This is a genomic window from Cupriavidus basilensis OR16 (assembly GCF_000243095.1).
Taxonomy (GTDB): domain Bacteria; phylum Pseudomonadota; class Gammaproteobacteria; order Burkholderiales; family Burkholderiaceae; genus Cupriavidus; species Cupriavidus basilensis_D.
Map to the genome: position 1 here is coordinate 101,935 of NZ_AHJE01000042.1, position 22,247 is coordinate 124,181.

Sequence of the window (22,247 nt, forward strand, 5' to 3'; positions counted from 1 at the left end):
CTTGGCGAACCGGCACTGCGATCATGTCCATCGATGGCTAGCGCCGTCGATGCTCCTGGCATCTAGACCGTTGGGCGCGGGGGAATCGGCAAGCTTTTATTTGAAGATTTCGTGACAGGGCGCGGGCGTGGCCAACGCCCTAGCTGAGCAGCACGATGCCGCCCGGCAACGCGCGCACTTCCAGGCCTAGCGAGCGCTGCATCTGCGCGATGGCTTTATCGAGCGCGCGGATCTGGAAGCGGCCCGTCACGCGCCTGGCGGCTACTTGTTTGTCCAGCAGCACCACACGGCCGGGCCGATAGCGATTGATCTCGTCCACCACATCACGCAAGGGCGTTTCGGAGAAACGCAGATAGCCGTCGCGCCAGACTGGCATCCAGGTTGGATCGACGCTCACGATGTGGCCAAGTGCCTCGCTATCGTAGGTGAGTTGTTGCCTGGCATTCAACGTAGCGGTGCCCGTGGCGTGCGCCACCTGCACCGCGCCTTCGACGCAGGTCACGCACACGCCTGCGGGCGTCATCCGCACTTCAAAGCGCGCGCTTTGCGCAAATGCGCGCCCCGGGCCTGCCACAACCGCAAACGGCCGCGGCGCATGCAAGGTGTCCACGGCTGCCTCGCCGGCGATCAGGTCGATGCCCTGCATGCGGCCGGCGCCGGCGCGCACGGCAATGCTGGTGCGCGTATTGAGTTCCACGGTCACATCATCAGCCAGCGCCAGCCGGCGCTGCTCGCCAGTGGCAGTGCGGTAGTCCGCGCGCATTGCCCAGGCTCATGGCACCACCGAGAAATGGCGCGCCGCTGCCAGTTCGGTGTGCGCCGCGTCTCGGCAATGCGCAGGCTGGCCGGGTTGCGCGCCACCGCCAGCTGGCTGGCCTCGCCCAGTTGCTGCCAGCGCTGCCGTGCCACGGCGAACGCAGCCTTGTGCGCGGGATCCGCCATGCACCAGCGCCTGAGCGCCGCGCCGTCAGCCGGCGTCATCTCGCCCGACGCCACGCGGCGCACCCAGGCAAGCGCCTGCCGCTCGATCGCGTCAAGCGTGCGTTCCCGTTGTAGCGGAGGATTCATCGTTCGTATCATGGCATCAAGCGAGCCGCCACCGTGGTTTGCCTGTGGACATAGACAAGACGGTTGGGAAGCAACAGATCGGCATGCTTTTTTTATCCATGCTTGGGGCTATGGGCCACGCAATACTCATGCGCCCGCTTGAGCTCCAGCCCGATCAGGCGTGGCGACACGCCGAAGCGCACCGCGGCCTCCTGGTTCGACAGTTCATCGACCCGCACCGCGAGGAAGATCGCCCGCCGCCGCGGCGGCATGCTTTCGATGAGGCGCGCCACGGCCTCGACCTCGTCGCGCGCCGCGACCGTTTGCGCGGGGCCGGGCGCCGGGTCGACAATCTCGGCCATGAGCGTCTCCATCTCTTCGGCGCTCATGTAGCGGCGGTCGCGCTGCAGCCGGTCCAGCGCCAGGTTGGTGGCCATGCGCATCAGGTAGGCGGCGGGGCTCTTGACCGGCTCGCCTTGCTCGTTGCGCTCCTCCAGGTGCACCCAGGTGTCGTGCAGCGCATCGCTGGCGAGCTCGGCCGAGCCCAGGCGCCATGTCAGCCGGCGCTTGAGGTCGTCGTAGCGTTGCGCGAGCAGCTCGCGCAGGCCGGCACGGCTGGAGTCGCTCATCTATCGGCTCGCCTGCCTGCCGAGGGGGGACGGCACGAGCCGGCGCGGGCCGCGGCGGCGTCGCAGCGCACCGGCTTGACCAGCAGCACGAATGCCTTGGCCGGATCCCCGGGCGGCTGGCCCACATCGACGCGCTCCACGGTCTCGATGATGGCCGCGTCGCGTGCCTTGTCGCCGGTGGTGTCCAGCAGGCGCACGTGCTGCACGTGGCCGGCCGCGTTGAGCTGCACATAAAGCGCGAGGCGATATTCGCCGAGCGCGAGCGCGGTTCGTGCGCATAGCGCCTGATAGACCTGCGACTGCACCGCGCCCTCATATTGCCGCGCGGCGCTGGCCGAGGGCTGCGCAACTGCCGTGTCCGCGTAGCGCGGCGCGGGCACCAGCACGAAGGCATCGGCCGCGGCTGCCTGCACGTTCAGCCCCGTGCCCTCCAGCATCTTGCGCAGGGCGTTCTCCGGGCTGAAGGTTCCGTGGACGGCGGTCGAGGTCCGCCCCGCTGCCAGCTCGGAGGAAAAGAAGACGGACAAGCTGGTCTGCGCGTCGTATTGCGCCAGCGCTTGCTTGAGCGGCTGGGCCGGCAGGTCGAACGCCATCTCCACCGCGGCGCCGCTGGCCGGCTGCTGGGCGCGAATCTGCTGGCAGGCGAGGCACAGAGCCAGGACCGCCATATAGGCAACCAGTGCGCGTGCCCCGGGGGATGCGACCAAGCTTGCCATCACGATCCAATGCCCTGTGCGTTGAAGAGTCCTTGCCGGATCGGGCGCGCGGCCCGAGTGCATACCGGTGCACATCGTAGGGATCCAGTGTGACGCCGCCATGACTTCGCGGGGGCGATTGCCGTGGCATGGCTCACTCCTCCTGCCCGGGACCCGGCGGCTGCCGCGTCTCGATCGCGATAAACAGCCGTGCGTTGCCGCGCTGGACCAGCAGCGCCACCGCGCCGTTGGCCGCGCTGACCTCGTCGGCCAACGCCTCGATGCTGTCGACCGGCTGGCCATTGAGCGCGAGGATCACGTCGCCGGCGTGCATGCCGGCACGCGACGCGGCGGCGTTCACGCGCTGCACCAGCAGGCCGCCGTCGATACGCAGCACCTGCCGCTCCTGCGCCCACAGCGGCCTGACCATCATGCCCAGCGGCGCGTGCCCGGACGCAGCCGCCGGCGCCACCCGAGGCGCGTCGAAGCGCTCGGGCCGCACCTCCAGCTCGAGCGCGGCGCGATCCCGCCAGATGCGCAGCGGGACGGCGACGCCGGGCGCCAGGTCTGCGATGCAGATCAGCGCATCGGCGGACTGCACTACATCGCGCGCGCCCACCTGCAGGATCACGTCGCCCGGCTTCAAGCCGGCCCGGCTGGCGGCCCCGCCAGGCTGCACATAGCTCACCAGCGCTCCCGCGGGCCAGGGCAGGCGGAACGAATCGGCCAGGGCCTGCGAGACTTCCTGCACCGTCACGCCGATGCGCGCGCGCGTGACCGCGCCCTGGCTCAGCAACTGGTCCTTGATGCGCATGGCCACATCGATGGGGATGGCGAACGACAAGCCCTGATAGCCGCCACTGCGGCTGTAGATGCGGGAATTGATGCCGATCACCTCGCCCTTCAGGTTGAACAGCGGACCGCCGGAGTTACCGGGATTGACCGGCACGTCGGTCTGCAGGAAGGGCATGTACTCTGCGCCAGGCAGCACCCTGCCCTTGGCGCTGACGATGCCGGCCGAGACCGAATTGGCAAAGCCATAAGGCGAGCCGATGGCCAGGGCCCAGCTGCCGACCTCCACGCTGGCGGCGTCACCGATTCTCACCGTCGGCAAGCCGGTGGCGTCGATCTTGAGCAGGGCCACGTCGGCAACGGCGTCCAGCCCGATCAGCCGGGCCTTGAACTCGCGCCGGTCGGTCAGCTTCACGCTGACCTGCGACCCGTGCGCGACCACGTGCGCATTGGTGAGGATGTAGCCGTCGCCGCTGAGGATGAAGCCCGAGCCCAGGCTGGTCTCGTCGACATTGTCCTGGCCCGGCACACGCCCGCGCAGCGGATCTGGCGATGCCTCGCGGGCCACCCCGATGTTGACCACGGCCGGGCCATTCTCGCGGACCAGCCGGGAAAATCGGGCGCGGCACGCCACGGCGCCGGCTGCAGCGGCGCGCATCCGGCCGTGCCTGCCGCCAGCGCGAGGAGCAGCGCCGTCGCAGCAAAGGCCAGCGAGCGCCGCACGAGACCGCTGCAGCGGCCTAGGTTGAAAGCCATCGCCACATCAGCTCGCCGGCGCGCCATCCAGGCCCAGCTCCAGCACCATGGGCTGGCGCATATCCGGTGGCGGCGGCTCGGGCAAGGCCTTCATCATCAGCACCGCGCGCAAGTCCGCGTCGGCCTGCGGATTGCCGAGCGAGTCGAACTCCATGCGCTCCACTCGGCCGTTGGGGGCAAGCCACACCCGCATCACCAACCACGCGACCGGCTGCGCGCGGGCCTGCATCCAATCCTGCAAACGCAGCGCGCCCGCGTCGGCCGGATCGCCCAGCCGCGCCTGGAACTCCGTGCTGGCCAGTTGCGCGTAGCGCATCCAGTGTTGCGGGAACGGCTGCGCCGGGGCGGCGGCGGAAGACGCCGCCCCCAGGCCCAGGCCTGCCAGCCCCAGCGCACGGAGCAAACGCCACCACAACTGCCGCGGCGCGGCACGCTTGCGCCCGGCGGGGCCGACCTGCTGGCTTGGATCACTCGGGGAACGCATCGAAGTCACGCGGCAACGCCGGCCTCTTCCTGTGCCGGCGCATCCAGTACCTCCGGCTGCGTCGGCTGGAAGTTGCGCAGATGCAGGAAGAACTGGCCCATCATCTGCGTCCACAGTTGCAGCGCCACGGTGAGATAGTCGGGGCCCACACCGCCGGAGATCACCACGTCCATCTCAAGCACCAGGAATTCGCCGTGCTGCGCGACGCGCGCGAAGCGCTTGGCGCGATGCCAGTCGCCCAGCACACCTTCGGGCAACGAGCCGCCTTGCACCCGCAGCGGGCAGCTCAGCGTGAAATCCAGGTACGAGTCGGGCATCACCGAGTTGCCCCAGAGCACCTGGAAGCCAACGCCGTGACTGGCGCTGTGCAGGCGCGGCACGCCGTCCTGCTCGACGGCCGTCACGGCGCAGCCGGCGGCCTTGATGGCATCGCTGACCTGCTCCGAAGTGACTGCCATCAGCAGTGCGGGCTGGCTGTCCGCCGAGGTGTCGATCTGGGTTGCTGTGGTATTCATGGCTATCCTGGTATTTGAGAAATTGGGATTGGAGTTGGGATTGAAAATGAGCTTGCGGCTTGCGTGATCGGGCACCGTGATCCGCGCCCGCATCCATTTCATTTCATTTCAGTTCAGTTCACTTTCTGCAACACCGCATCCAGCGCGGCGGTGTCGATGCTGGCCGCACCTGGCGCAACCAGCTTCGCCATATGGGCCTGCACGAGCTGCTGCTGGCGTTGCTGGCGCATGGCCGCCACCAGCTGCGGCTTGATCTCGTCGAGCGTCGCGGTGCGCCCAGCCTGCGTGTCGAGCAACTTCATCACGTGAAATCCCGCGGCCGATTGCACCACGTCGCTCACCTGGCCAACCTTGAGCCTGGCAACGGTCTCGCGCACTTCCGGCAGCATCTGCGCCAGCGGCAGCGTGCCGACCTCCCCGCCGCGCTCGGCGCTGCGGGGATCCTGCGAGCGGCTCTTGGCGAGCGCCGCGAAATCGCCCTGGCGTGCCTGCGTGGCCAGCTTGCTGGCCTCGTCGCGTACCTTGGCCGTGGCCGCGGCATCGCCGCCCTGGGCGGCCAGGAAAATCTGCGCGACACGGTAGGTGGCGGGCACCTGGAAGTTCGCCTTGCCTTCTTCATAGGCCACCGTCACCTCCTGCTCGGACGGATAGCCGGCCGGCACTTGCGTGACCGACTCCAGGTAGGTGGAGGAGACGATCCGCGCGGAGATCTCGCGCACGGCGGCATCGACGCGCGCCTTCACCTCGGGCCGTTCCGCCCAACCCTTGCCCTGTGCCTCGCGCAGCAGCGCCTCACTGGCCAGGCGCTGGCGCAACCAGTTCTCGATGCCGGCACGGTTGCTCCTGGCCGCGGCGCGGTCCGCTTCCGGCAAGCCCTGCAGCAGCCGCTCCACGTCTTCCTGGCCAACGGTGACCGAGCCGACGCGCGCCACCACTGGACCGCTTGCCGTGGCGGGCTCCGCTGCCAGCACCGGCGCAGCGCTCAGCCACGAGGCCAGCAGGACGCCAATGGCGGTGCGCACGGGCGGTAGCATGGACTGGATATGCGATTTCATTCGAGTCATCTGTGTCTTACCTTTGTTCTCCGGGAGCGCGGGTGAATGCCGGCGTGGGCCGGCGGCATCGCCTTGCCCGCGCGCTGGCCTGCGCGCTTCATTACATCGCAGCAACATGACGAAACAATCACGCCCCAGCAACAGCAGGCTCGGCGCCACCGCCATGCACGGTCCGTTGCTGGTTTTGCGGGTCATGGCCGCGGTGCCTCCGCCGTGCCCGTGGCGCTCGCGGCGCTCGTGGCAGTGTTGACGTCGGCAGCCGCCGCCTGCGCCGCTGCGCCGGTGGCGAAACGCCCTTCGTACAGCTTGTCGCCATACGCCTGCGCGATCTGCTCGAACTTCACCCGGCTCTGCGCCGCGAAGGGCTGGCGCGCGATCATCACCGTACCGAGATCCACCGTCTCATAGGCACGCAAGATCTCCTGGCCCACTGCGTAGAGCTGCGCGTTCTTGGCTTCGCACTGCGCCACCGTGGCGTGCTGCGTCTTGGCCTCGAGGGCCAGGCGCTGGCGCTCCGCCTCGGCTGTGCGCGCGAGCTTGAGCAGTTCGTCGTAGGCGTTGCGGTACTGCGCGATCTGGGTGCCAGCCTTCTCGGCGACAGCCTGCGCTTGCTGCTGTGCCTGCTGGTTCTTGTCGCTCAGCCTTTCTCGCTCCTGGCGCTCGGCCGCGAGTTGCGCGCGGGCACGCTCCAGTTCCTTCTTCGCGTCGGCGTCCGCGCCGGCTGGCGCGGCGCCCGCATGGGGCGTGCCGGCCTTGAGCGCCGCCAGTTCGTTCTGCGCCTGTTGCAACTGCGTGGTGGTGATGCGCAACTGGGCGCGCAAGCGCTCTTCCATGGTCTGGGCCGGCTGGGCGTGCGCCGCGGCGCCGGCCATCAGGAGAGCGGCGGCGAGCGCCAGCGGAGGCCAGGCGCCGCGCGGGCATGATGTGGATGACACGGTATCCCTCCTAGAAGCGCGTGTTGATCTCGACCTGCAAGATATCGATCGCCAGCGGCGGGCCATAGACCTCCTTGGTCGACGTCCAGCGGCCGGTCACCCACGTGTTCTTGTCGAGCGCGTACGAGCCGCCTACGTAGTAGCCGCGTGCGTTGGTGCCGCCCAGGTGGAAGGTCGAATCGTTGTAGCCGTCCGGCATGGCGTCCGGCTCGATGCGCTTGTAGCCAAGCAGCATGTTCCAGTCGCCCTTGGCAAGCGTGACGGGCTTGCCAAGCGTGGCCTGGAACAGGTAGGCGTTGCCGCCGCTCTTGAAGTCCGCGCGGCCGGTGCCGCCGCTGCCGCCAAAGTTATTGACGATGCCGCCGTTTGCACGCGAGAACATGCCGCCCTCGTCGTAGGCCAGGTTGCGGACGTAGTTCGCATCCATGCGCAGGCCGAGGCTGCCCGCCACCTTAACGGCGTGCCGGCCGGATCCAGCGGATTGAGCGCGATGTTACGCAACAGCATCAGCGTGTTGCCCTTCTGCATGAAGGCCGGACGCGCCCAATCGGTGCTGCAGCTGTCGGCGCCGGCGTACAACGCGCAAGGCTGCGACACCTGGCCGCTGACGTTGCGGAAATCGTAGTACGCCAGCGCGCCGCGCAGGCGGTTGTCGTTGTTGAGCTTCCAGCTCGCGCCGATCTGCGCACCCAGCAGCCATTTCTTCTCGCTGCTTGCCTTGTTCTGGCTGCGGCTGGGGAAGCTGTCGGAGGAATACTCGAGCGGCACCAGGCCAAGCGTGCCGAACAGCGCGACGTCCCGGTTGGGCAACGCCTTGTCGAACTGCGCGGCCAGGCCGTCGAAGTTCAGGTCATTGGAGAACAGCAGGTCCGACGACACGAACGGGTTGCCGAAGCGGCCGGCCGTGAGGTTGAGCCATTCCGCCGGCTTGTACGACAGCCAGCCCTGGTCGAGCCACACGCTCTTCTTGGCCAGGCCGCCGCCCAGTGTCTGGTTGGTGGACACCGGACTGTCGTCGTTGCCGGTGGCAATGCGGATGCCCGCATGCGTGCTGTCGGAAATATCGGCCAGCACGCCGAACCTGGCACGGGCGCGCAGCAGGCTCACGCGGTTCTGCCGCGTGTTGACCAGCGGCGGCAGCGCGAGGTTGGTGTTCGGGTTGACGTCGAAGCCGCTGCCCTGGTTGATGGCCGCCCAATCGATAGCGATATCGCTGTTGTTGCTGGAGTAGAAGCGCGATTCGTCGCGCACGCGCACGTCGCCTTCGATGCGGATGCGCTTGGTCCACTCCGGCGTTTCGTTCGGTGCCGCCCAGCCTTCGGCCTGGGCCTGGGCCATGACCTGGCCCTTGACCTCGTCGCGGATCTGGTCGCGCACGGTGTCGGAAATATAGGGCACGCGCACGTCACCCGGCTCCACGCGCATGCCGCCAGCTGCGGCGGCCGATGCCGGCGGCGGCGCCGACGCCACGCGCTGCGCCTGCTGCTGCGCCATGGCTTCGGTCTGGGCCTGGGCAAGCAAGGCTTCGCCCGCATCCTTCTTCAGGGCACCGCTTTGCATCAGGCCGCGGATCAGCTTGACCATGGTGCCGTCGGCGGGCGCCGCGCTTTGCGCGTAGCCCGCGCCGCTTGCGCCGAGCAGCGCGATCGCCATGGCGGCTGCCAGCGCGTGGGTCTTGCGGGCCGGCTCCGCATGGCGCCGGGAGATTGCTGGATGGTTCATCGGTTCGTTCACGAGAATGAGGTGGAATAGGTAGGGCATGCGGTCAGACGTGCGGCGGCATCATGGCCGGCGCCCCTTGATCGACATGCGCATCGGAAAGCGCAGGGATGCCGGTGGCCGTTCGTCGGCCCGGAAATCACGCACCATGGCCAGCACGGCTTCATCGGTCTGCGCGTTGCCGGTGCTGCGCACCAGTTGCGCGCGCGTCGCACGGCCGTCGGCGTCCAGCCACAGCTCGATGCGAATGTCTTCGAACGCCAGCTGCCGGGTGCGCTGGTCGCGCGCAAAGGCCTGCTGCAAGGCACCCGAGACGTAGCTCGAATAGGACCGGCTGCCCAGTCCACCACCGCCGCCGGTCATGCCGCCGCCGCGCCCGGCCTGGATGCCGAACGCATCCGTGCCGGCTTGCGCCGCGCCGTCGATCGTGACCGGGTCGCCGAGATCCTTCGACGGGCTGGGCGGCGCGTCGTCCTTCGGCGCTTCCTGCGGGTCCGCCGGCTTGGGCTCGGGCTCGACCACTTCCGGCTTGACCTTCTCCGGCACCGGCTCGGGCGGCTTCGCGGGCTCGGGAGGTGGCGGCGGCGGCGGTGGCAGCACCAGCATCGGCGTGGCCGCCACCTCGCGCTTGGTGCTGGCGGTGTCGGACAGCAGGCGCCAGACCAGCACGGCCAGCCCGATGATGACCAGCGCGCCGATGATCAGCCCGCCCCAGCGGCGCCACAATGCGATGGCGCGCTGCCGGGGAGGAAGAGTTGGATCACGATGTTTCACCCGACTCTCCTCACGCCGGCTTGCCGGTGACGAGGCCGATCTGGTTCAGGTCGATGCGCCTGAGCAGGTCCAGCACCTCCACCACCTTTGCGTACTGCACGGCGGCGTCGCCCCGCACGATCACGGGGAAATCCGGCGTGAGCGCCTTCTCCGTGCGCAGGCGCTCCTCCAGCTCCGGCAGCGTGACCGGATAGGCGTCGAGGAACACCTGGCCCGCGTTGTCGATCGTGATGGCCTTGGTCTTGGGCTTCTCCAGCGCGACCGATGAACTCGCCTTGGGCAGGTCCACCTTGATGCCCGGGATGCTGGCATTGCTGGTCAGGATGAAAATCACCAGCACCACCAGCAGCACGTCGACGAAGGGCGTGATGTTGATGCCGCCCGTGCGCTTCTTGGTGCCGAACTTGGCTGCGTATGCCATGGCCGTGCGCTCCCCTTAAGCCCGGTGCAGGGCAGCGGGGACGCGACGTCCCTCGCCCTGCTCTTCGGCCAGGCGCGTGGCGAACTCGTCCACGAACACTGCCATGTCGGCGCCGATCGAATCCGAGCGCGAGGCAAGCCAGTTGTAGCCGAACAGCGCGGGAATCGCGACACCCAGGCCGGCAGCGGTACACAGCAAGGCCGCGGCCATGCCCGGTGCTACCGAGTTGATGTCCACCGCGCCGGCCATGGCCGCCACGACGAACACCAGCATGATCCCGATCACGGTGCCGAACAGGCCCACGTACGGTGCGCCTTCGATGGTGGTCGACAGCCAGTTCATGCGCTTGGCCATGCGCTCGCTCTCGCGCACCATGACGCCATCCATGGCCGCGCGGATCGCACTGATGGTCGCGTCGGAGACCGCGTTGAGGTCGTAGCCCTTCTGATGGCGGCGGTGCAGTTCCTCGACCGCCATTTCATACAGGCGCCACAGCGACGAGTCCGCCTTGACGGCCTCGGGTACGCGGTTGCTCTTGGCCAGCTGGTCCAGCGGCGCGCCGGCCGCTTCGCGGAAATGCACCATGAAAGCGGCGTTGGCGCGCGAGGTGGCACCGTAGCTGCGGCCCTTGCTGATCATGATGGCCCACGACAGCGCCATCATGATGCCGAGCAGGCCCACCACGATCCAGGCGTCCAGCGGCATGGCGGCGAGGATGAAGCCGAAGTGGCTCTTGCCGGCCTGCTGCTCGTCCGCGCCGAACACGGCCAGGCGCGATTCAGCGCCTTGCGATACGGCGTCGGCAAGGATCAGCGCATCGGGGCGCGCAACCTTGGACAGGCGCACTTCATCGATGGCGCCGGAAAGCGGGCTCAGCGCGGTAGCTGCGGCCGGTGCGTTGGCGGAGGCCGTGGCATCGGCGCCGAGGGTGGCCGGCGTGTTCATCGCCGGCAAGCCGGTTGCGAGCGAGGCGGCGGGACGTCCGCCGACATACAGCGCCACGCTCTTGCCATCGGACTTGACGGCCAGGTGCGACCACTGCCCCGCCTGCACGGGCTGGCCGGGATTGCTGCGCTGGCCATTGACCTGCACGAACGGCACACCCTGGTCGATGCCGATGACGAGCTCGCCCGCGCCATCGCGGCGCGCATAGACGACCTGCTGCGGGCCAAGCTTCTCGGGGCGTACCCAGGCGGAGAATCCGAACGGCGCGCCGGCGGCCTGTGCCAGCGACGGCGACGACGGCAGCACCAGCGGGGCGGTGCCGAGCTGCGCGCCCTTGCCGATCACCGTGCCGTCGATGCTCACCACGGCGGTCTGGCTGTGGTTGCCGTAAGCCGTGGTATCGCGTGCCGGCACGCTGCCTTCGGCAAAGTGGTAGACCAGCATGTAGTCCGGGTCGAAGGTCCGCTGGCCATTGCCCGATGCGGGCGCCTTGGTGTTGCCGTAGTACATCCACAGTTGCTGCGGGCCCGCCGCCGAGACCGATGGAACGTCGATCCAGATCAGCGCGATGCCCAGGAGCGGATCGAACTGTTCGATCTGGTGGTTGAGCACCGTCTTGTCGTCGGCGGCAACAAAGCGCAGGTCGGCGCCGGTCTCGCTCACGCCTTCAAAGCTGAAGTTGCCGGTATGCAGGCGCAGCAGCACCGGGGTGCGGCCCGCATCGCCGCCGATTGCGCCGGCCTTGGGGCCGGCGTCGATCGTGATCGGCTTGCGATAGGCCCAGTCGGGCTGCCACCAGGCATGGGCCAGGTCCGGCAAGAGGGTGCTCAGCAGCGTGAGCACGAGCAATAGGATGCGTCGCATGACAATGGTTCTCGGTTAGCTCGTAAGGAGTCGATGTAGTGGGTTGGAAGCGGCGATCAATAGCTGGCGGTGACGCTGAAGTTCACCCGCGGGTCGCCGCGCTCCGTGCGTGGCCCGGCCTTGAGCGGATAGCCCAGGTCCAGGCGCCCGGTGACCTTCTGGCCGAGGCGGAACGTGGTGCCCACGCCCACCGAGGCAAGCGAGAAATTGCTTTGCTGCTCGGGCAACGGATCGCGCAGGCGCACCTGGCCGGCGTCGGCAAACAGGTAGGCACGCCAGTTTTCAACCACGGAAGTAAAGAAGGCGAGCGGTGGCGTACGCAGTTCGACGGACCCGACCACGCCGTAGTCGCCGGTGGTCTCGGCCGACAGGTAGCCGCGCACCGAGTTCATGCCGCCGGCCGCGATCTGCTCGTTCGACACCAGCGGCGAATCCGTGATCTGGGCAGCCAGGCGCCAGCCCAGCTGCGCGTTCCCGGCGAACGTGTAGGAGCCGTTGGTATCGCCCTTGAGCACCATGAAGCTTGGCGACGCCTTGTAGCGCTTGTAGTCGAATTGCTGCGCCGTGCTACCGTAGCCGAGGAAGCTGCGCGTGCCTGCGACCAGCGACAGGTTCAGGCCATAGGTGCCGCGCTCCGTCTGCCCGAAGCCCGAATAGCCCAGCGTGATCGGCGCGTACTTGAGCGGCACCGTGTCGCCGGCGCTGCCCAGGCGCGTCACCTCTTCGTTGTCCTTGAAGTCCACGCCGGCGCTGAAGCGGCACCGCGCCTTCCGCCAGCGCGGGCACCTGCTCGCGCACCTCCACGGGCGAGTTGTACTGCGCGCCGACCACGCGCACGCGGCCCACCTTGGTCTCGCTCACCTGCAGGAAGACCACGCCGCCAACAGCCTGCTGCTCGGGCAGGTCCACGTACACCGATTGAAAGCCCTTGGCCTGGTAGGCCGCCAGCAGCGCGTCGCGCGCGCCCTCGATATCCTTCATCGTGCGCTTCGGCCCAAGGAAAGGCGTGACCGCGCGCTCGATCGCGCGCGCATCCAGCACCGTGTTCCCACGCACGATGTACTCGTTGATGTCGACGCGGCGTTCCGCATCGGCCTGCACACCAGGCGTTGCTGCCTCGGTGGCAGCGGGCGCCTGCGCCATTGCGGTTCCCTGCGCCCCTAGTCCCAGTACCGCCAGACACAGCGCCCTCCAGCGCGCGGACGCATCGTTCTTGTTCTTTTCATGCATGTGTTTGCTCAATCCCTTGCGAAACAATTGCCGTCGTTCCCTTGCGCCGGCGCCCCAAGCGATATCGCAAAAGGCATTGCGTGCCGCGCTATGCGAAAGGCGGCGCTACACTTCAGGCATAGCACCAATGCCGCCAATACCGCCAATACCGCTGTTGGCGATCAACGAAGACGGAGCACAGAATGCGCAAATGGCTAATAGTTGTCGCGATTGCCGTGGGCAGCCTTGGCACAGCCGGTCCGCTGCACGCGGCGGAGCCCCCCCCACCGATGGGGGATGCCGCGGCGAGTTGTGTCGAGGTGGAAGTCAATGGCGCACGGGCCCCGTCGTTTCCCTGCCTGACGCAGAAACTGAGCCCCAAGCCTGCCCCCGGACAGGCCCCCTCCGAGCGCAAGCTGGCATCCGAGAGCATCGTGGAGCGGCCCTCCAATGCGTTGGGGCTGTTCAACTATTCGGCGACCAGCCACCGCATGGGCAATACCTTCGGCACATCGGTCACGCCGCAGCGGCCATAGCCGCGTTAGCGGCAAACCCGCTAGCCCACTGGAATTTCTTTAAAGGAAAAGACGTGCCATTCATCATCGCCGGCCTAGCATTGATCGGTGCCCTCATCTATGGCGCGGTCCGCTTGTACGCGACGGTGGCCGCGGCCTATGGCGCGATTGCCGGGACCGCTGCAGTCGTGTTCTGCGCGGCGCTGCTCGCGGCCTTCGTCGCAAGCCTGGTTCGCCGCTACCGCGCGATCCACGGGGTCAAGATCAAGGGCGAGCGCATCCTGTCGCTGGAAGGCGCGTGGGGGGCAATGCGCGTGGATCCGGAACGCAAGCGTGGCGCACTGGATGTCGACGGACAGCAGGCGAAGTTTATTTTTGCGGATATAGCGAGTGCCAACGCGTTGCAGAACGGCGGCGAATGGAGGCTTGAATTACGTCTTGAACACAATGCGCGAGGCAGCTGGCATATCCCGATGGCGAGTCGCAAGGAGGCGCTCCGCTGGGCCAGGATATTCGAGCTTGCCGCGGTGCAAAAGCTCTAAAGCCGGGGGCGCATGGCAACACCATGATAGACCGCGCGCTCGCCTCGGGATGGCTTGGCTACTCGAGGAATACGTAGTCCGCGCGATACGGCACGCGGCTTTCCTGTCCTTCCTGGGTGCAAGCCTGGGCGGGCGCGATGCCGCCTTGCGTGTTCAACCGCTGAACGTAACGCACCGCGGCAAACAAGCCCGCCCCCCCGGAACTCGTCGCCTGCAACAGCAGGAGCGGAATGCTGTCCGGCGCCCGCGCATTCGCCGCCTGCCGCAATACTTTGCCGGTCACCGTGCTGCCGTCGGGCGCTGCCCAGGTCGGCCCGGCGTAATGCCGGACGACGAGCTTGCCGGAATCGTCGCGCAGTTCCGCCTCGGGGGCTTTGAACGCCCACGACAAGGCATTGCCCTGAGCGCGCTTGCACACATAGATCTGCACGCCGGATGCGTGCAGGACCGCGATCGAACGGCTAGCGTCGGGGGGCTGGAGTTCGGGCGGCGCGGCTTCCTGGGCAATGGCGCAGGAAACCAGCAAACACGCCCCGGCGAGGGCGAAGCGATGCGATTTGCGACTACCGTGGAAATCTTGCCACATACAGCCTCCTTGCCTGGGCCCGTTCGGAATAGTACCTCCGGCTCGGCTGCGAGAGTACGGCAAAAACGAGCACTGGAACTTTGCAGGGCTGACGGCTACGCTATTAGGCGGGCCGTCGCGCCAGGTGAGCGCGCGAGGGCCATCGGCGTTGTATCGACCTTGATCGGAAGGAGTCACCCATGAAGATCGCTATCGCATTGGCAATTGCAGTTCTCGTACCTGGCACCCTTTACGCCGCAGGCCCTGCAAATCCGGCAGATCGCTACGACTACAACATGCGCAGTACCAACAAGGACGGCTACGTGCCGGACCCGCAGCGGACTACCAACAAGGATGGCTACGTGCCGGACACCGCGAAGGCCAACGACAAGTTCGACCCGTACACCCAGGGTGCGAATCAAAACACGGCCTCGGCGCTCACCGACACAAAGACGTCGACCAAAAAAGCGGCTGGCAAGGCACCAAGCCATAAAAAGGCAACCACGACCGGCATGGACAAGTAGAAATAGCGTGGCCTGATGAATCCGAGGCGGCGATATGGCGGCAATAGGGCGGCAGTCAGGCAGCGATGCGCAAGCCCGCGGCATGGCCGCACCAAAGAAAAAGCCCCGCAGGAAGCTGCGGGGCTTTTTCAACAATGGTGGGCCTCCCGTGAGTCGAACACGGCACCAACGGATTATGAGTCCGCTGCTCTAACCAGGCATGAGCTAGAGGCCCAGGAAAGTCAGACCGGCATGATACCGATCAACTACCTTCGAGGAAACTCTTAAGCTTATCAGAGCGGCTGGGGTGACGCAGCTTGCGCAATGCCTTGGCTTCTATTTGCCGGATCCGCTCGCGGGTAACGTCGAACTGCTTGCCCACTTCTTCCAGCGTGTGATCGGTGCTCATTTCGATGCCGAAACGCATGCGCAGCACCTTGGCTTCACGCGGCGTGAGCGAATCCAGCACGTCCTTGACGACGTCGCGCATGGAGCCGTGCAGCGCCGCTTCGGCCGGGGCCAGCGTGTTGGTGTCTTCGATGAAGTCGCCCAGATGGGAGTCGTCGTCGTCACCGATCGGCGTTTCCATGGAGATCGGTTCCTTCGCGATCTTCATGATCTTGCGGATCTTGTCTTCCGGCATCTCCATCTTCTCGGCCAGCGTTGCCGGATCCGGCTCGTTGCCGGTTTCCTGCAGGATCTGGCGTGAGATGCGGTTCATCTTGTTGATCGTTTCGATCATGTGCACCGGGATACGGATGGTGCGCGCCTGATCGGCGATCGAACGGGTGATGGCCTGGCGGATCCACCACGTCGCGTAGGTCGAGAACTTGTAGCCGCGGCGGTATTCGAACTTGTCCACCGCCTTCATCAGGCCGATATTGCCTTCCTGGATCAGGTCGAGGAACTGCAGGCCGCGGTTGGTGTATTTCTTGGCGATCGAGATCACCAGGCGCAGGTTGGCCTCGGTCATCTCGCGCTTGGCTTCGCGGGCGCGCTTCTCGCCCTCGCTCATCTTGCGGTTGACTTCCTTGAGCTCCTTCAGCGGCAGCACCACACGCAACTGCAGGTCGATCAGCTTTTGCTGCAGCTCGCGCACGGCGGGCACATTGCGCTCGACGATGGTGCTGTACGACTTGCCGTCCTTGATGATCGTGTCGATCCACTCAAGGTTGGTTTCATTGCCCGGGAAACGGGCAACGAAATCCGCGCGCGGCATGCCGCATTTGTCCACCACGATTTTCAGGATGGAGCGCTCGAGCTTGCGCACTTCGTCCACCTGGCCACGCAGCGTGTCGCACAGGCGTTCGACGTTGCGGGCGGTGAAGCGGATGCTCATCAGCTCGTTCAGGATGGCTTCCTGGGCTTTGACGTAGGACTTGGACTTGTAGCCTTCCTTCTCGAACGAGCGGCGCATCTTGTCGAACTGCTCGGCAATCACGCGGAATTTTTCCAGCGCGGCCAGCTTCAGTTCCTCGAGCTGGCGCGCGGAGGCAGCCAGGCCGCCAGCCTCGTCGTCCTCGTCTTCGTCGGATTCCTCGCCGTCGGACTCCAGGTCGTCTTCCTCGGCAGCCACCACCACGGCCGGGGCCGGGGGGCCACGGGCACGTCCGCGGCATTCGGGTCGATCAGGCCATCGACGAACTCGTCGATCTTGATTTCATCGTTGGCAACGCGCTCGGCCAGGGCCAGGATCTCGGAGATCGTGACCGGGCAGGCGGCGATCGCCATCACCATGTCTTTCAGGCCGGCCTCGATGCGCTTGGCGATCTCGATTTCGCCTTCGCGCGTGAGCAGCTCCACCGTGCCCATCTCGCGCATGTACATGCGCACGGGGTCGGTGGTCCGGCCAAACTCGGAGTCAACGGTAGAAAGCGCAGCTTCAGCCTCTTCCTCGGCTTCTTCTTCGCTGGTGGCCGACGGGGCGTTGTCGTTGAGCAGCAGCGTTTCCGCGTCGGGGGCTTGCTCGTAGACGGCGATGCCGATGTCGTTGAGCGTGGCGACCAGCGTGTCGATCGTTTCCGAATCGACCATGTCGTCCGGCAGGTGATCGTTGATTTCCGCGTAGGTCAGGTAGCCGCGCGACTTGCCCAGCTTGATCAGCGCCTTGAGCTTCTGGCGGCGCGCTTCCAGTTCTTCCTCGGTGCCCTGTTGCGTCGAGGCGAACTCTTTCAGCAAGGCCTTTTCCTTGGCCTTGCGGTCGCGAGCCCTTTGCTTTTCGCTCTTGGGCGCGACAGCCGGCGTTGCGGCCGCCGGCGTCTCGTCTTCGTAAAGCTCTTCAGTCACGTCGTCTGGTGTGCTGTCGTCCTGCTGCGCTCCGGCCTTGGGCTTGCGGCCACGCTTCTTCGGCTCCGGCTTGACTGCCGGAGCGGCGGGACGCTCGGATGCAACGGGGGCGGAAGTTGTGGCGGGCGGCGTGGCCTCGGGCGCGGCGGCGCCTGGCATGGCGTCTCCGGTCTTGGCGCTGGTCGCTGCCGTATTCTTGCTCTCGACTTCGGTATTCTGCTGTTTCGCCACGGTAATACTCTTGCCTTTCACAGGTGCAGACGCGGCGTTCTTGCCGCTTGTATTGGCGCTATCGCCGCTCTCGTGTGCCGAAGTCGAGGGCCTCAAGTTTTCGGATAGGCGGGTCCCGGTGGAAGTGGACGCTGCGGGCGCCTTGGCGCTCCGAGCGGTCTTGGCAGGCACGGGCTGGGCTGGCGCCTTGACTGACGCGGCTGCCTTGGCAGCCGCCGTTATTTTCACGGACGCCTTGCCGCTCCCCGATTGGGGAGCTTTAGTGGAAACCTTTTCGGTTGCTTTGGCCTTTGCCATTGGCACGCTCACTTTCACCAGAAGGGGAGAGAAAGATTCCGCTATCGAAACCGGCAATTGTAGCACGTCACAATTAGCCAGCTTCCCATCAGGTGAGGTTTTCACCTGAAAAATCAAGGCTTAAGCGCAGCCAGGCTGCGCCAAACCTTCACTTATTTGTCACCATCCGCCTTGCCCGACCTACCGGACGGTCAACCCAGCTGCCGCCGCCGATTGATCTCGCTGACCAGCCATCGCATGCGGCTCTTGCCTTCTTCATCCGCCGTGCCCATGATCACCGACTGCTGGAGCATGTCGAGCTCACGGCGCAACGGCCCTGCCAGCAGCTTGGCGATGGCGGTATCGAATTCCTGCTCGGCAGGTTCCTCATCGATCTCTTCGCGCAGCACCGCGGCGCGCACATTGGCGTAGACCTCGGCATACGGCGACTGCGCGAGATGCTCGCTAAAGGCCGCGAAGTTCACCTCGCCCTGCAACTCATCGCAGGCGGACACCAGGTGCGCCAACACCTCGGCATCGGCCTGCTCGTCTTCCAGCAGCAGCGCCCGGCTGTCGACATCGAGCCGGCTCGATAGCTGCGGGTAGCGCATCAGCAACTGCAGCACCCGCTGTTCCAGCCCGGCGGGGGCCTGACGCTTGGTGCGCGGCCGCGGCTGGGCAAAGCGCCCGACCCGCGCCGGATCGCTCGCCAGCCCGCAGACGGCTTCGATTTCGGCCGGCGTCGTGCCGGTGGCATCGGCCAGCTCGCGCACGATCTGCAGCCGCAGGCCGCCGGCAGGCATGGACTGCAGCAGCGGCTTGGCCTCGTACTGGGCGCGGGCGCGGCCTTCGGCCTGGCGCAGCTCCTGCCCCTCCGACACCACCTGCAGCAAGAAGCGCGACAGCGGCATGGCATCGCGCACCTGCGCGGCAAACGCGTCGGTGCCCTGCTCGCGCACATAGCTGTCCGGATCATGCTCGGCGGGCAGGAACAGGAAGCGGATGGTCTTGTTGTCCGCCACGTACGGCAGGCAGGCCTCCAGGGCCCGGCGCGCCGCGCGGCGTCCGGCGGCGTCGCCGTCGAACGAGAACACCACGGCGTCGGTCTGGCGCAACAGCTTTTGCACGTGCACCGCCGTGCAGGCCGTGCCCAGCGTGGCCACGGCGTTGGCAAAGCCGAGCTGGGCCAGGGCCACCACGTCCATATAGCCTTCGACCACCAAAACATAGCCGGTTTCCCGGATCGCATGGCGGGCCTCGAACAAGCCATACAGCTCGGTGCCTTTGCTGAACAGGGGCGTTTCAGGAGAATTCAGGTACTTGGGCTCGCCCTGCCCCATCACCCGCCCGCCAAAGCCGATCACCTGGCCCTTGGTGCTGCGGATGGGAAACATGATGCGGTCCCTGAAACGGTCGTAGCGCCGCGGCTTGCCGTCGGCGTCGCGCTTCTCGGCGCTTTCGATCATCAGGCCGGCTTCCACCAGCGGCCCGGCGATCGCATCGTCGCGATAGTTGCCGAACACCGACTCCAGCCCCTGCCAGTCGTCCGGGGCATAGCCCAGGCCAAACTGCGCCGCGATCTCGCCGGTCAGGCCACGGCCCTTGAGGTACTGGATCGCCTGCGGCGCGCTGCGCAATTGCTTGCGGTAGAACTCGGTCGCGCGGGTCATGGCATCGGACAGCGCCAGCGAGCGAGCCTGCACTTCGGCCCGCTGGGCCGGCGGCAGCCGGTCGCGTTCCTCCGGCACCGACAGGCCGACCGATTGCGCCAGCTCACGCACGGCATCAGGGTAGGACTGCCCGGAGTACTCCATCAGGAAACCGATGGCCGAGCCGTGCGCCGAGCAACCAAAGCAGTGATAGAACTGCTTGGTCGGCGAGACCGTGAATGACGGCGACTTCTCGTTGTGGAAGGGGCAGAGCCCCATGAAGTTGGCGCCGCCCTTCTTCAACTGCACGTACTTGCCCACCACATCGACTATGTCGACACGGTTGAGCAGGTCCTGAATGAAGGATTGCGGAATCACCCGGCTTGTCGTCCTCTGGCCGAGCTGCCCGTAGGACCGGGTAGCGGCGCTATCTTGTTCATGAAGTGCGTGACCGGCACTGCGCTTTCCGGCCCCTTGACACTACATTGTAGTGCAGACGCAACGGATTGCAGCCAGTGCTGCGAGGGGTGCCGGGCAAGAAGCGCCTTAAACGGCCCTCGGCCACCAGGCGCAAGCTAGCGCCCCGGCCCGGTCAGCGCCCGGTCAGCGCGGCCTTGACGAGGCCGGAGACGGCGGTCATGTCGGCACGGCCAGCCAGCTTCGCCTTGAGCACGGCCATGACCTTGCCCATGTCCTGCGGGCCGGCGGCGCCGGTTTCCGTCACCGCGGCCAGCACCTCGGCGGCAACTTCCGCATCCGACAGGGCCGCCGGCATGTAGACCTTGAGCACTTCGATTTCCGCGCTTTCCTTGTCCGCCAGGTCGGTGCGGCCGGCTTGGGTGAATTGGGAAATGGAATCCTTGCGCTGCTTGATCAGTTTTTCGATCACGGCCTGCACGGCGGCATCGTCGAGCTCGATGCGCTCGTCCACTTCCCGTTGCTTGATGGCGGCCAGCAGCAGGCGGATGGTGCCGAGGCGCTCGGTCTCGCGGGCACGCATGGCGGCCTTCATGTCTTCAGTTACACGGGCTTTGAGGGACATGGCAAATTTCCAGAAAAGTGTGGACGGGACGTTACCGGCCGGCGCCGCGCGCCGTCCGTCGGACCGCCAATGCAAAAACCCGCCGGGGTCTTGCCCACAGCGGGTTTTGATGCGAAAAAGCGAAGGGTGCGCTCAGTACAGCTTCTTCGGCAGCATCAGGCTGCGGATGCGCTTGTAGTGGCGCTTCTCGGCTGCAGCCTTCTTGCGCTTGCGCTCAGCCGTCGGTTTTTCGTAAAACTCGCGAGCCCGCAATTCAGTCAGCAAGCCGTTTTTCTCGATGGTGCGCTTGAAACGACGCATGGCAACTTCAAACGGCTCGTTTTCTTTAAGGTGGATCGTGGTCATTTTGCTGAAATAAGTAGCAGCTGTTAGCGATTTTACGAAAGCTACAAGTGTAGCACAACGGCTGTCAAGCCCGCACGGCGGCTTTTTTGGTGCCGTGCCGCTTAGGCCACCTGGATCACCGGGACCTTCTAGACGGCGCTCGTGGCCGTGGCCCGCGCGTTCTCCGCGACGGCCTGGCCGGCGGCTACGCCGGACGCCCAGGCCCATTGGAAGTTGTAGCCGCCAAGCCAGCCTGTCACATCGACCACCTCGCCGATGAAATACAGGTTCGGCACGGTGCGTGCCATCATGCTCGCCGACGACAGCGCCCGCGTATCCACGCCGCCAAGCGTGACCTCGGCCTTGCGGTAGCCCTCGGTGCCTGCCGGCACCAGTTGCCAGCTATTGAGCGCGGCGCCGAGCCGGCGCAGCGCCTTGTCCGGCATGTCGTGCAGCGGCTGGGCGCCGTTCAGGCCCGCGGCCGCGCACCAGGCGTCGGCCAGGCGGGCCGGCAGGCGCTCGGCCAGCAGGTTGGCCAGGTGCTTGCGGCTGCCGCCCTTTTGCTCGAGCAGCCATGCACTGGCGTCGTTGCCGTCGAACAGGTCGATGGTGATCGGTGTGCCAGGGTGCCAGAAGCTGGAAATCTGCAGCACGGCGGGGCCGGACAAGCCACGGTGGGTCCACAGCAAGTCCTCGCGGAAGGCACCCGCGGTCTTTCCGCTGCCCGTCGCGATGTCGACCTCCATCGACACGCCGGCCAGCGGCACGAACGGTGCCCAGCCCTGCCCGTCGAAGGTCAGCGGCACCAGCGCCGGGCGCGTCTCCACCACGCCCAGCCCGAACTGGCGGGCAATGCGGTAGCCGATGTCGGTGGCGCCGATCTTCGGAATGGACAGGCCGCCGGTGGCTACCACCAGCGCACCGGCGCGTACCGGCCCGCTGGCCGTCATCAGCAGGAAATCGTCCCCCTCGCGCCTGACCTCGTCCACGGCGCAGCCGGTCCGCCATTGCACATGGCCCGCGCCGCATTCGGCGCGCAGCATCTCGATCACCTGCTCGGCGCTGTCATTGCAGAACAGCTGGCCACGGTGCTTCTCGTGCCAGTCGATCTCATGCTTGCGCATCAGCGCGAGGAAGTCCTGCGGCGTGTAGCGGGCGAGCGCAGAGCGGCAGAAGTGCGGATTAGCCGACAGAAAATTGGCCGGACCCGCCTGCAGATTGGTGAAATTGCAGCGTCCGCCACCGGAAATGCGGATTTTCTCCGCCACCTTGGTGGCGTGGTCGATCAGCACCACGCTGGCGCCGCCCTGCCCCGCCACGGCGGCGCACATCATGCCGGCGGCCCCGGCGCCAAGCACCGCCACATCGAAGCGCCCTGCGCGCGCGCCGGCCTGGCCGGTCTCTGCGGTCTGCTTGCTGCCCATGTCTGTCTTGCCCACTCAATGCCTGCTGAAGAAGCGGCGATTGTAGCGAA

Annotated in this window: 24 protein-coding genes, 1 tRNA gene and 2 pseudogenes; 4 read left to right on the plus strand and 23 right to left on the minus strand. The window is 66.6% G+C overall.

The annotated features are described in order from the left end of the window. Nucleotides 1-139: 139 nt before the first annotated feature. From OR16_RS15870 to OR16_RS45830, 16 genes and pseudogenes are all read right to left on the minus strand, one after another. Nucleotides 140-763 (minus strand): FecR family protein, encoded by a 624-nt coding sequence (locus OR16_RS15870; RefSeq protein WP_006158967.1) that lies wholly within the window; start codon nt 761-763, stop codon nt 140-142. After that, on the minus strand, nt 700-1,068 hold the full coding sequence (locus OR16_RS41305; RefSeq protein ID WP_006158968.1) for a FecR/PupR family sigma factor regulator: 369 nt from the start codon (nt 1,066-1,068) through the stop codon (nt 700-702). Before OR16_RS41305 ends, OR16_RS15870 begins: the two co-directional genes overlap by 64 nt. Nucleotides 1,069-1,160: 92 nt before the next feature. Beyond that, nucleotides 1,161-1,676, minus strand: a complete 516-nt coding sequence (locus OR16_RS15880; RefSeq protein ID WP_006158969.1) for an RNA polymerase sigma factor — start codon at nt 1,674-1,676, stop codon at nt 1,161-1,163. After that, nucleotides 1,673-2,392, minus strand: coding sequence for an STN domain-containing protein (locus OR16_RS15885; protein ID WP_006158970.1), 720 nt, complete (start codon nt 2,390-2,392; stop codon nt 1,673-1,675). Before OR16_RS15885 ends, OR16_RS15880 begins: the two co-directional genes overlap by 4 nt. Before the next feature lie 133 nt (nt 2,393-2,525). Further along, entirely contained in the window at nt 2,526-3,821 is a 1,296-nt protein-coding gene (locus tag OR16_RS15890) for a trypsin-like peptidase domain-containing protein (RefSeq protein ID WP_006158971.1), read from the minus strand. 105 nt (nt 3,822-3,926) lie between these two features. After that, nucleotides 3,927-4,403: a hypothetical protein gene (locus OR16_RS15895; protein ID WP_050982991.1), complete on the minus strand. Its 477-nt coding sequence runs from the start codon at nt 4,401-4,403 to the stop codon at nt 3,927-3,929. Between the two features lie 5 nt (nt 4,404-4,408). Next, the gene (locus OR16_RS15900; RefSeq protein WP_100227895.1) at nt 4,409-4,918 is read right to left on the minus strand and encodes a YbjN domain-containing protein; all 510 of its coding nucleotides are present in this window, start codon (nt 4,916-4,918) and stop codon (nt 4,409-4,411) included. Nucleotides 4,919-5,031: 113 nt separating this feature from the next. Next, complete coding sequence (locus OR16_RS15905) at nt 5,032-5,982, minus strand: peptidylprolyl isomerase (protein ID WP_237717078.1); 951 nt, start codon at nt 5,980-5,982, stop codon at nt 5,032-5,034. A gap of 182 nt (nt 5,983-6,164) precedes the next feature. Further along, complete coding sequence (locus tag OR16_RS15910; protein WP_006158975.1) at nt 6,165-6,908, minus strand: hypothetical protein; 744 nt, start codon at nt 6,906-6,908, stop codon at nt 6,165-6,167. A gap of 10 nt (nt 6,909-6,918) precedes the next feature. Next, nucleotides 6,919-7,335 carry a putative porin gene (locus OR16_RS47290; protein ID WP_272942852.1) on the minus strand — a complete coding sequence of 139 codons (417 nt, stop codon included), beginning with the start codon at nt 7,333-7,335 and terminating at the stop codon, nt 6,919-6,921. Between the two features lie 113 nt (nt 7,336-7,448). Beyond that, nucleotides 7,449-8,669: pseudogene (locus OR16_RS15915) on the minus strand (putative porin); the annotation flags it as partial. Nucleotides 8,670-8,690: 21 nt separating this feature from the next. Next, nucleotides 8,691-9,401, minus strand: coding sequence for an energy transducer TonB family protein (locus tag OR16_RS15920; RefSeq protein ID WP_063709590.1), 711 nt, complete (start codon nt 9,399-9,401; stop codon nt 8,691-8,693). Nucleotides 9,402-9,411: 10 nt separating this feature from the next. After that, a complete protein-coding gene (locus OR16_RS15925) occupies nt 9,412-9,822 on the minus strand; it encodes an ExbD/TolR family protein (RefSeq protein WP_006158977.1) in 411 nt (136 codons plus the stop codon). Nucleotides 9,823-9,837: 15 nt separating this feature from the next. Then, the gene (locus OR16_RS15930; protein ID WP_006158978.1) at nt 9,838-11,631 is read right to left on the minus strand and encodes a DUF2341 domain-containing protein; all 1,794 of its coding nucleotides are present in this window, start codon (nt 11,629-11,631) and stop codon (nt 9,838-9,840) included. 56 nt (nt 11,632-11,687) lie between these two features. Continuing rightward, nucleotides 11,688-12,299: a ShlB/FhaC/HecB family hemolysin secretion/activation protein gene (locus OR16_RS45825; RefSeq protein WP_237717082.1), complete on the minus strand. Its 612-nt coding sequence runs from the start codon at nt 12,297-12,299 to the stop codon at nt 11,688-11,690. Beyond that, nucleotides 12,199-12,861: a POTRA domain-containing protein gene (locus OR16_RS45830; RefSeq protein ID WP_237717079.1), complete on the minus strand. Its 663-nt coding sequence runs from the start codon at nt 12,859-12,861 to the stop codon at nt 12,199-12,201. The genes OR16_RS45825 and OR16_RS45830 overlap by 101 nt, the downstream gene beginning before the upstream one ends. A gap of 182 nt (nt 12,862-13,043) precedes the next feature. Here OR16_RS45830 and OR16_RS15940 point away from each other — a divergent pair, with 182 nt between their 5' ends. Further along, a complete protein-coding gene (locus OR16_RS15940; protein ID WP_043419940.1) occupies nt 13,044-13,376 on the plus strand; it encodes a hypothetical protein in 333 nt (110 codons plus the stop codon). Nucleotides 13,377-13,429: 53 nt separating this feature from the next. After that, nucleotides 13,430-13,897 carry a hypothetical protein gene (locus OR16_RS15945; RefSeq protein ID WP_006158980.1) on the plus strand — a complete coding sequence of 156 codons (468 nt, stop codon included), beginning with the start codon at nt 13,430-13,432 and terminating at the stop codon, nt 13,895-13,897. Between the two features lie 58 nt (nt 13,898-13,955). Here the strand turns inward: OR16_RS15945 and OR16_RS15950 are convergent, their stop codons facing one another. Next, nucleotides 13,956-14,483 (minus strand): DUF3455 domain-containing protein, encoded by a 528-nt coding sequence (locus OR16_RS15950; protein WP_006158981.1) that lies wholly within the window; start codon nt 14,481-14,483, stop codon nt 13,956-13,958. Between the two features lie 179 nt (nt 14,484-14,662). Between OR16_RS15950 and OR16_RS15955 the strand changes: the two genes are divergently transcribed. After that, nucleotides 14,663-14,986, plus strand: a complete 324-nt coding sequence (locus OR16_RS15955; protein WP_006158982.1) for a hypothetical protein — start codon at nt 14,663-14,665, stop codon at nt 14,984-14,986. A 135-nt stretch (nt 14,987-15,121) separates the two neighbouring features. Here OR16_RS15955 and OR16_RS15960 read toward each other — a convergent pair. Further along, nucleotides 15,122-15,200: transfer RNA gene (locus tag OR16_RS15960), tRNA-Ile, on the minus strand. 27 nt (nt 15,201-15,227) lie between these two features. After that, nucleotides 15,228-17,503, minus strand: a pseudogene (gene rpoD, locus OR16_RS15965) (RNA polymerase sigma factor RpoD). Nucleotides 17,504-17,600: 97 nt separating this feature from the next. On the opposite strand from rpoD, the gene OR16_RS44585 reads away from it, so the two are divergent. Next, the gene (locus OR16_RS44585; RefSeq protein WP_237717080.1) at nt 17,601-17,888 is read left to right on the plus strand and encodes a hypothetical protein; all 288 of its coding nucleotides are present in this window, start codon (nt 17,601-17,603) and stop codon (nt 17,886-17,888) included. Nucleotides 17,889-17,970: 82 nt separating this feature from the next. On the opposite strand, the gene dnaG is transcribed toward OR16_RS44585, so the two are convergent. From dnaG to OR16_RS15990, 4 genes are all read right to left on the minus strand, one after another. Further along, on the minus strand, nt 17,971-19,785 hold the full coding sequence (gene dnaG / locus OR16_RS15975) for a DNA primase (protein WP_006158984.1): 1,815 nt from the start codon (nt 19,783-19,785) through the stop codon (nt 17,971-17,973). Nucleotides 19,786-19,999: 214 nt separating this feature from the next. Beyond that, nucleotides 20,000-20,449 carry a GatB/YqeY domain-containing protein gene (locus tag OR16_RS15980; protein WP_006158985.1) on the minus strand — a complete coding sequence of 150 codons (450 nt, stop codon included), beginning with the start codon at nt 20,447-20,449 and terminating at the stop codon, nt 20,000-20,002. 132 nt (nt 20,450-20,581) lie between these two features. Next, nucleotides 20,582-20,794, minus strand: a complete 213-nt coding sequence (gene rpsU, locus OR16_RS15985; RefSeq protein ID WP_006158986.1) for a 30S ribosomal protein S21 — start codon at nt 20,792-20,794, stop codon at nt 20,582-20,584. 128 nt (nt 20,795-20,922) lie between these two features. Beyond that, a complete protein-coding gene (locus OR16_RS15990) occupies nt 20,923-22,197 on the minus strand; it encodes an NAD(P)/FAD-dependent oxidoreductase (protein ID WP_006158987.1) in 1,275 nt (424 codons plus the stop codon). Between the last annotated feature and the right edge of the window lie 50 nt (nt 22,198-22,247).

Bases quoted from the DNA above. Each gene is read 5' to 3' on its own strand.
- rpsU (WP_006158986.1), bottom strand. From the start codon at position 20,794: ATGACCACGATCCACCTTAAAGAAAACGAGCCGTTTGAAGTTGCCATG.
- OR16_RS15895 (WP_050982991.1), bottom strand. From the start codon at position 4,403: ATGCGTTCCCCGAGTGATCCAAGCCAGCAGGTCGGCCCCGCCGGGCGC.
- OR16_RS15955 (WP_006158982.1), top strand. From the start codon at position 14,663: ATGAAGATCGCTATCGCATTGGCAATTGCAGTTCTCGTACCTGGCACC.
- OR16_RS15905 (WP_237717078.1), bottom strand. From the start codon at position 5,982: ATGACTCGAATGAAATCGCATATCCAGTCCATGCTACCGCCCGTGCGC.
- OR16_RS15940 (WP_043419940.1), top strand. From the start codon at position 13,044: ATGCGCAAATGGCTAATAGTTGTCGCGATTGCCGTGGGCAGCCTTGGC.
- OR16_RS45830 (WP_237717079.1), bottom strand. From the start codon at position 12,861: ATGCATGAAAAGAACAAGAACGATGCGTCCGCGCGCTGGAGGGCGCTG.
- OR16_RS15950 (WP_006158981.1), bottom strand. From the start codon at position 14,483: ATGTGGCAAGATTTCCACGGTAGTCGCAAATCGCATCGCTTCGCCCTC.
- OR16_RS15880 (WP_006158969.1), bottom strand. From the start codon at position 1,676: ATGAGCGACTCCAGCCGTGCCGGCCTGCGCGAGCTGCTCGCGCAACGC.
- OR16_RS41305 (WP_006158968.1), bottom strand. From the start codon at position 1,068: ATGAATCCTCCGCTACAACGGGAACGCACGCTTGACGCGATCGAGCGG.
- OR16_RS15900 (WP_100227895.1), bottom strand. From the start codon at position 4,918: ATGAATACCACAGCAACCCAGATCGACACCTCGGCGGACAGCCAGCCC.
- OR16_RS15930 (WP_006158978.1), bottom strand. From the start codon at position 11,631: ATGCGACGCATCCTATTGCTCGTGCTCACGCTGCTGAGCACCCTCTTG.
- OR16_RS47290 (WP_272942852.1), bottom strand. From the start codon at position 7,335: ATGGATGCGAACTACGTCCGCAACCTGGCCTACGACGAGGGCGGCATG.
- OR16_RS15870 (WP_006158967.1), bottom strand. From the start codon at position 763: ATGCGCGCGGACTACCGCACTGCCACTGGCGAGCAGCGCCGGCTGGCG.
- OR16_RS15990 (WP_006158987.1), bottom strand. From the start codon at position 22,197: ATGGGCAGCAAGCAGACCGCAGAGACCGGCCAGGCCGGCGCGCGCGCA.
- OR16_RS15885 (WP_006158970.1), bottom strand. From the start codon at position 2,392: ATGGCAAGCTTGGTCGCATCCCCCGGGGCACGCGCACTGGTTGCCTAT.
- OR16_RS15925 (WP_006158977.1), bottom strand. From the start codon at position 9,822: ATGGCATACGCAGCCAAGTTCGGCACCAAGAAGCGCACGGGCGGCATC.
- OR16_RS15890 (WP_006158971.1), bottom strand. From the start codon at position 3,821: ATGCGCGCCGCTGCAGCCGGCGCCGTGGCGTGCCGCGCCCGATTTTCC.
- OR16_RS15980 (WP_006158985.1), bottom strand. From the start codon at position 20,449: ATGTCCCTCAAAGCCCGTGTAACTGAAGACATGAAGGCCGCCATGCGT.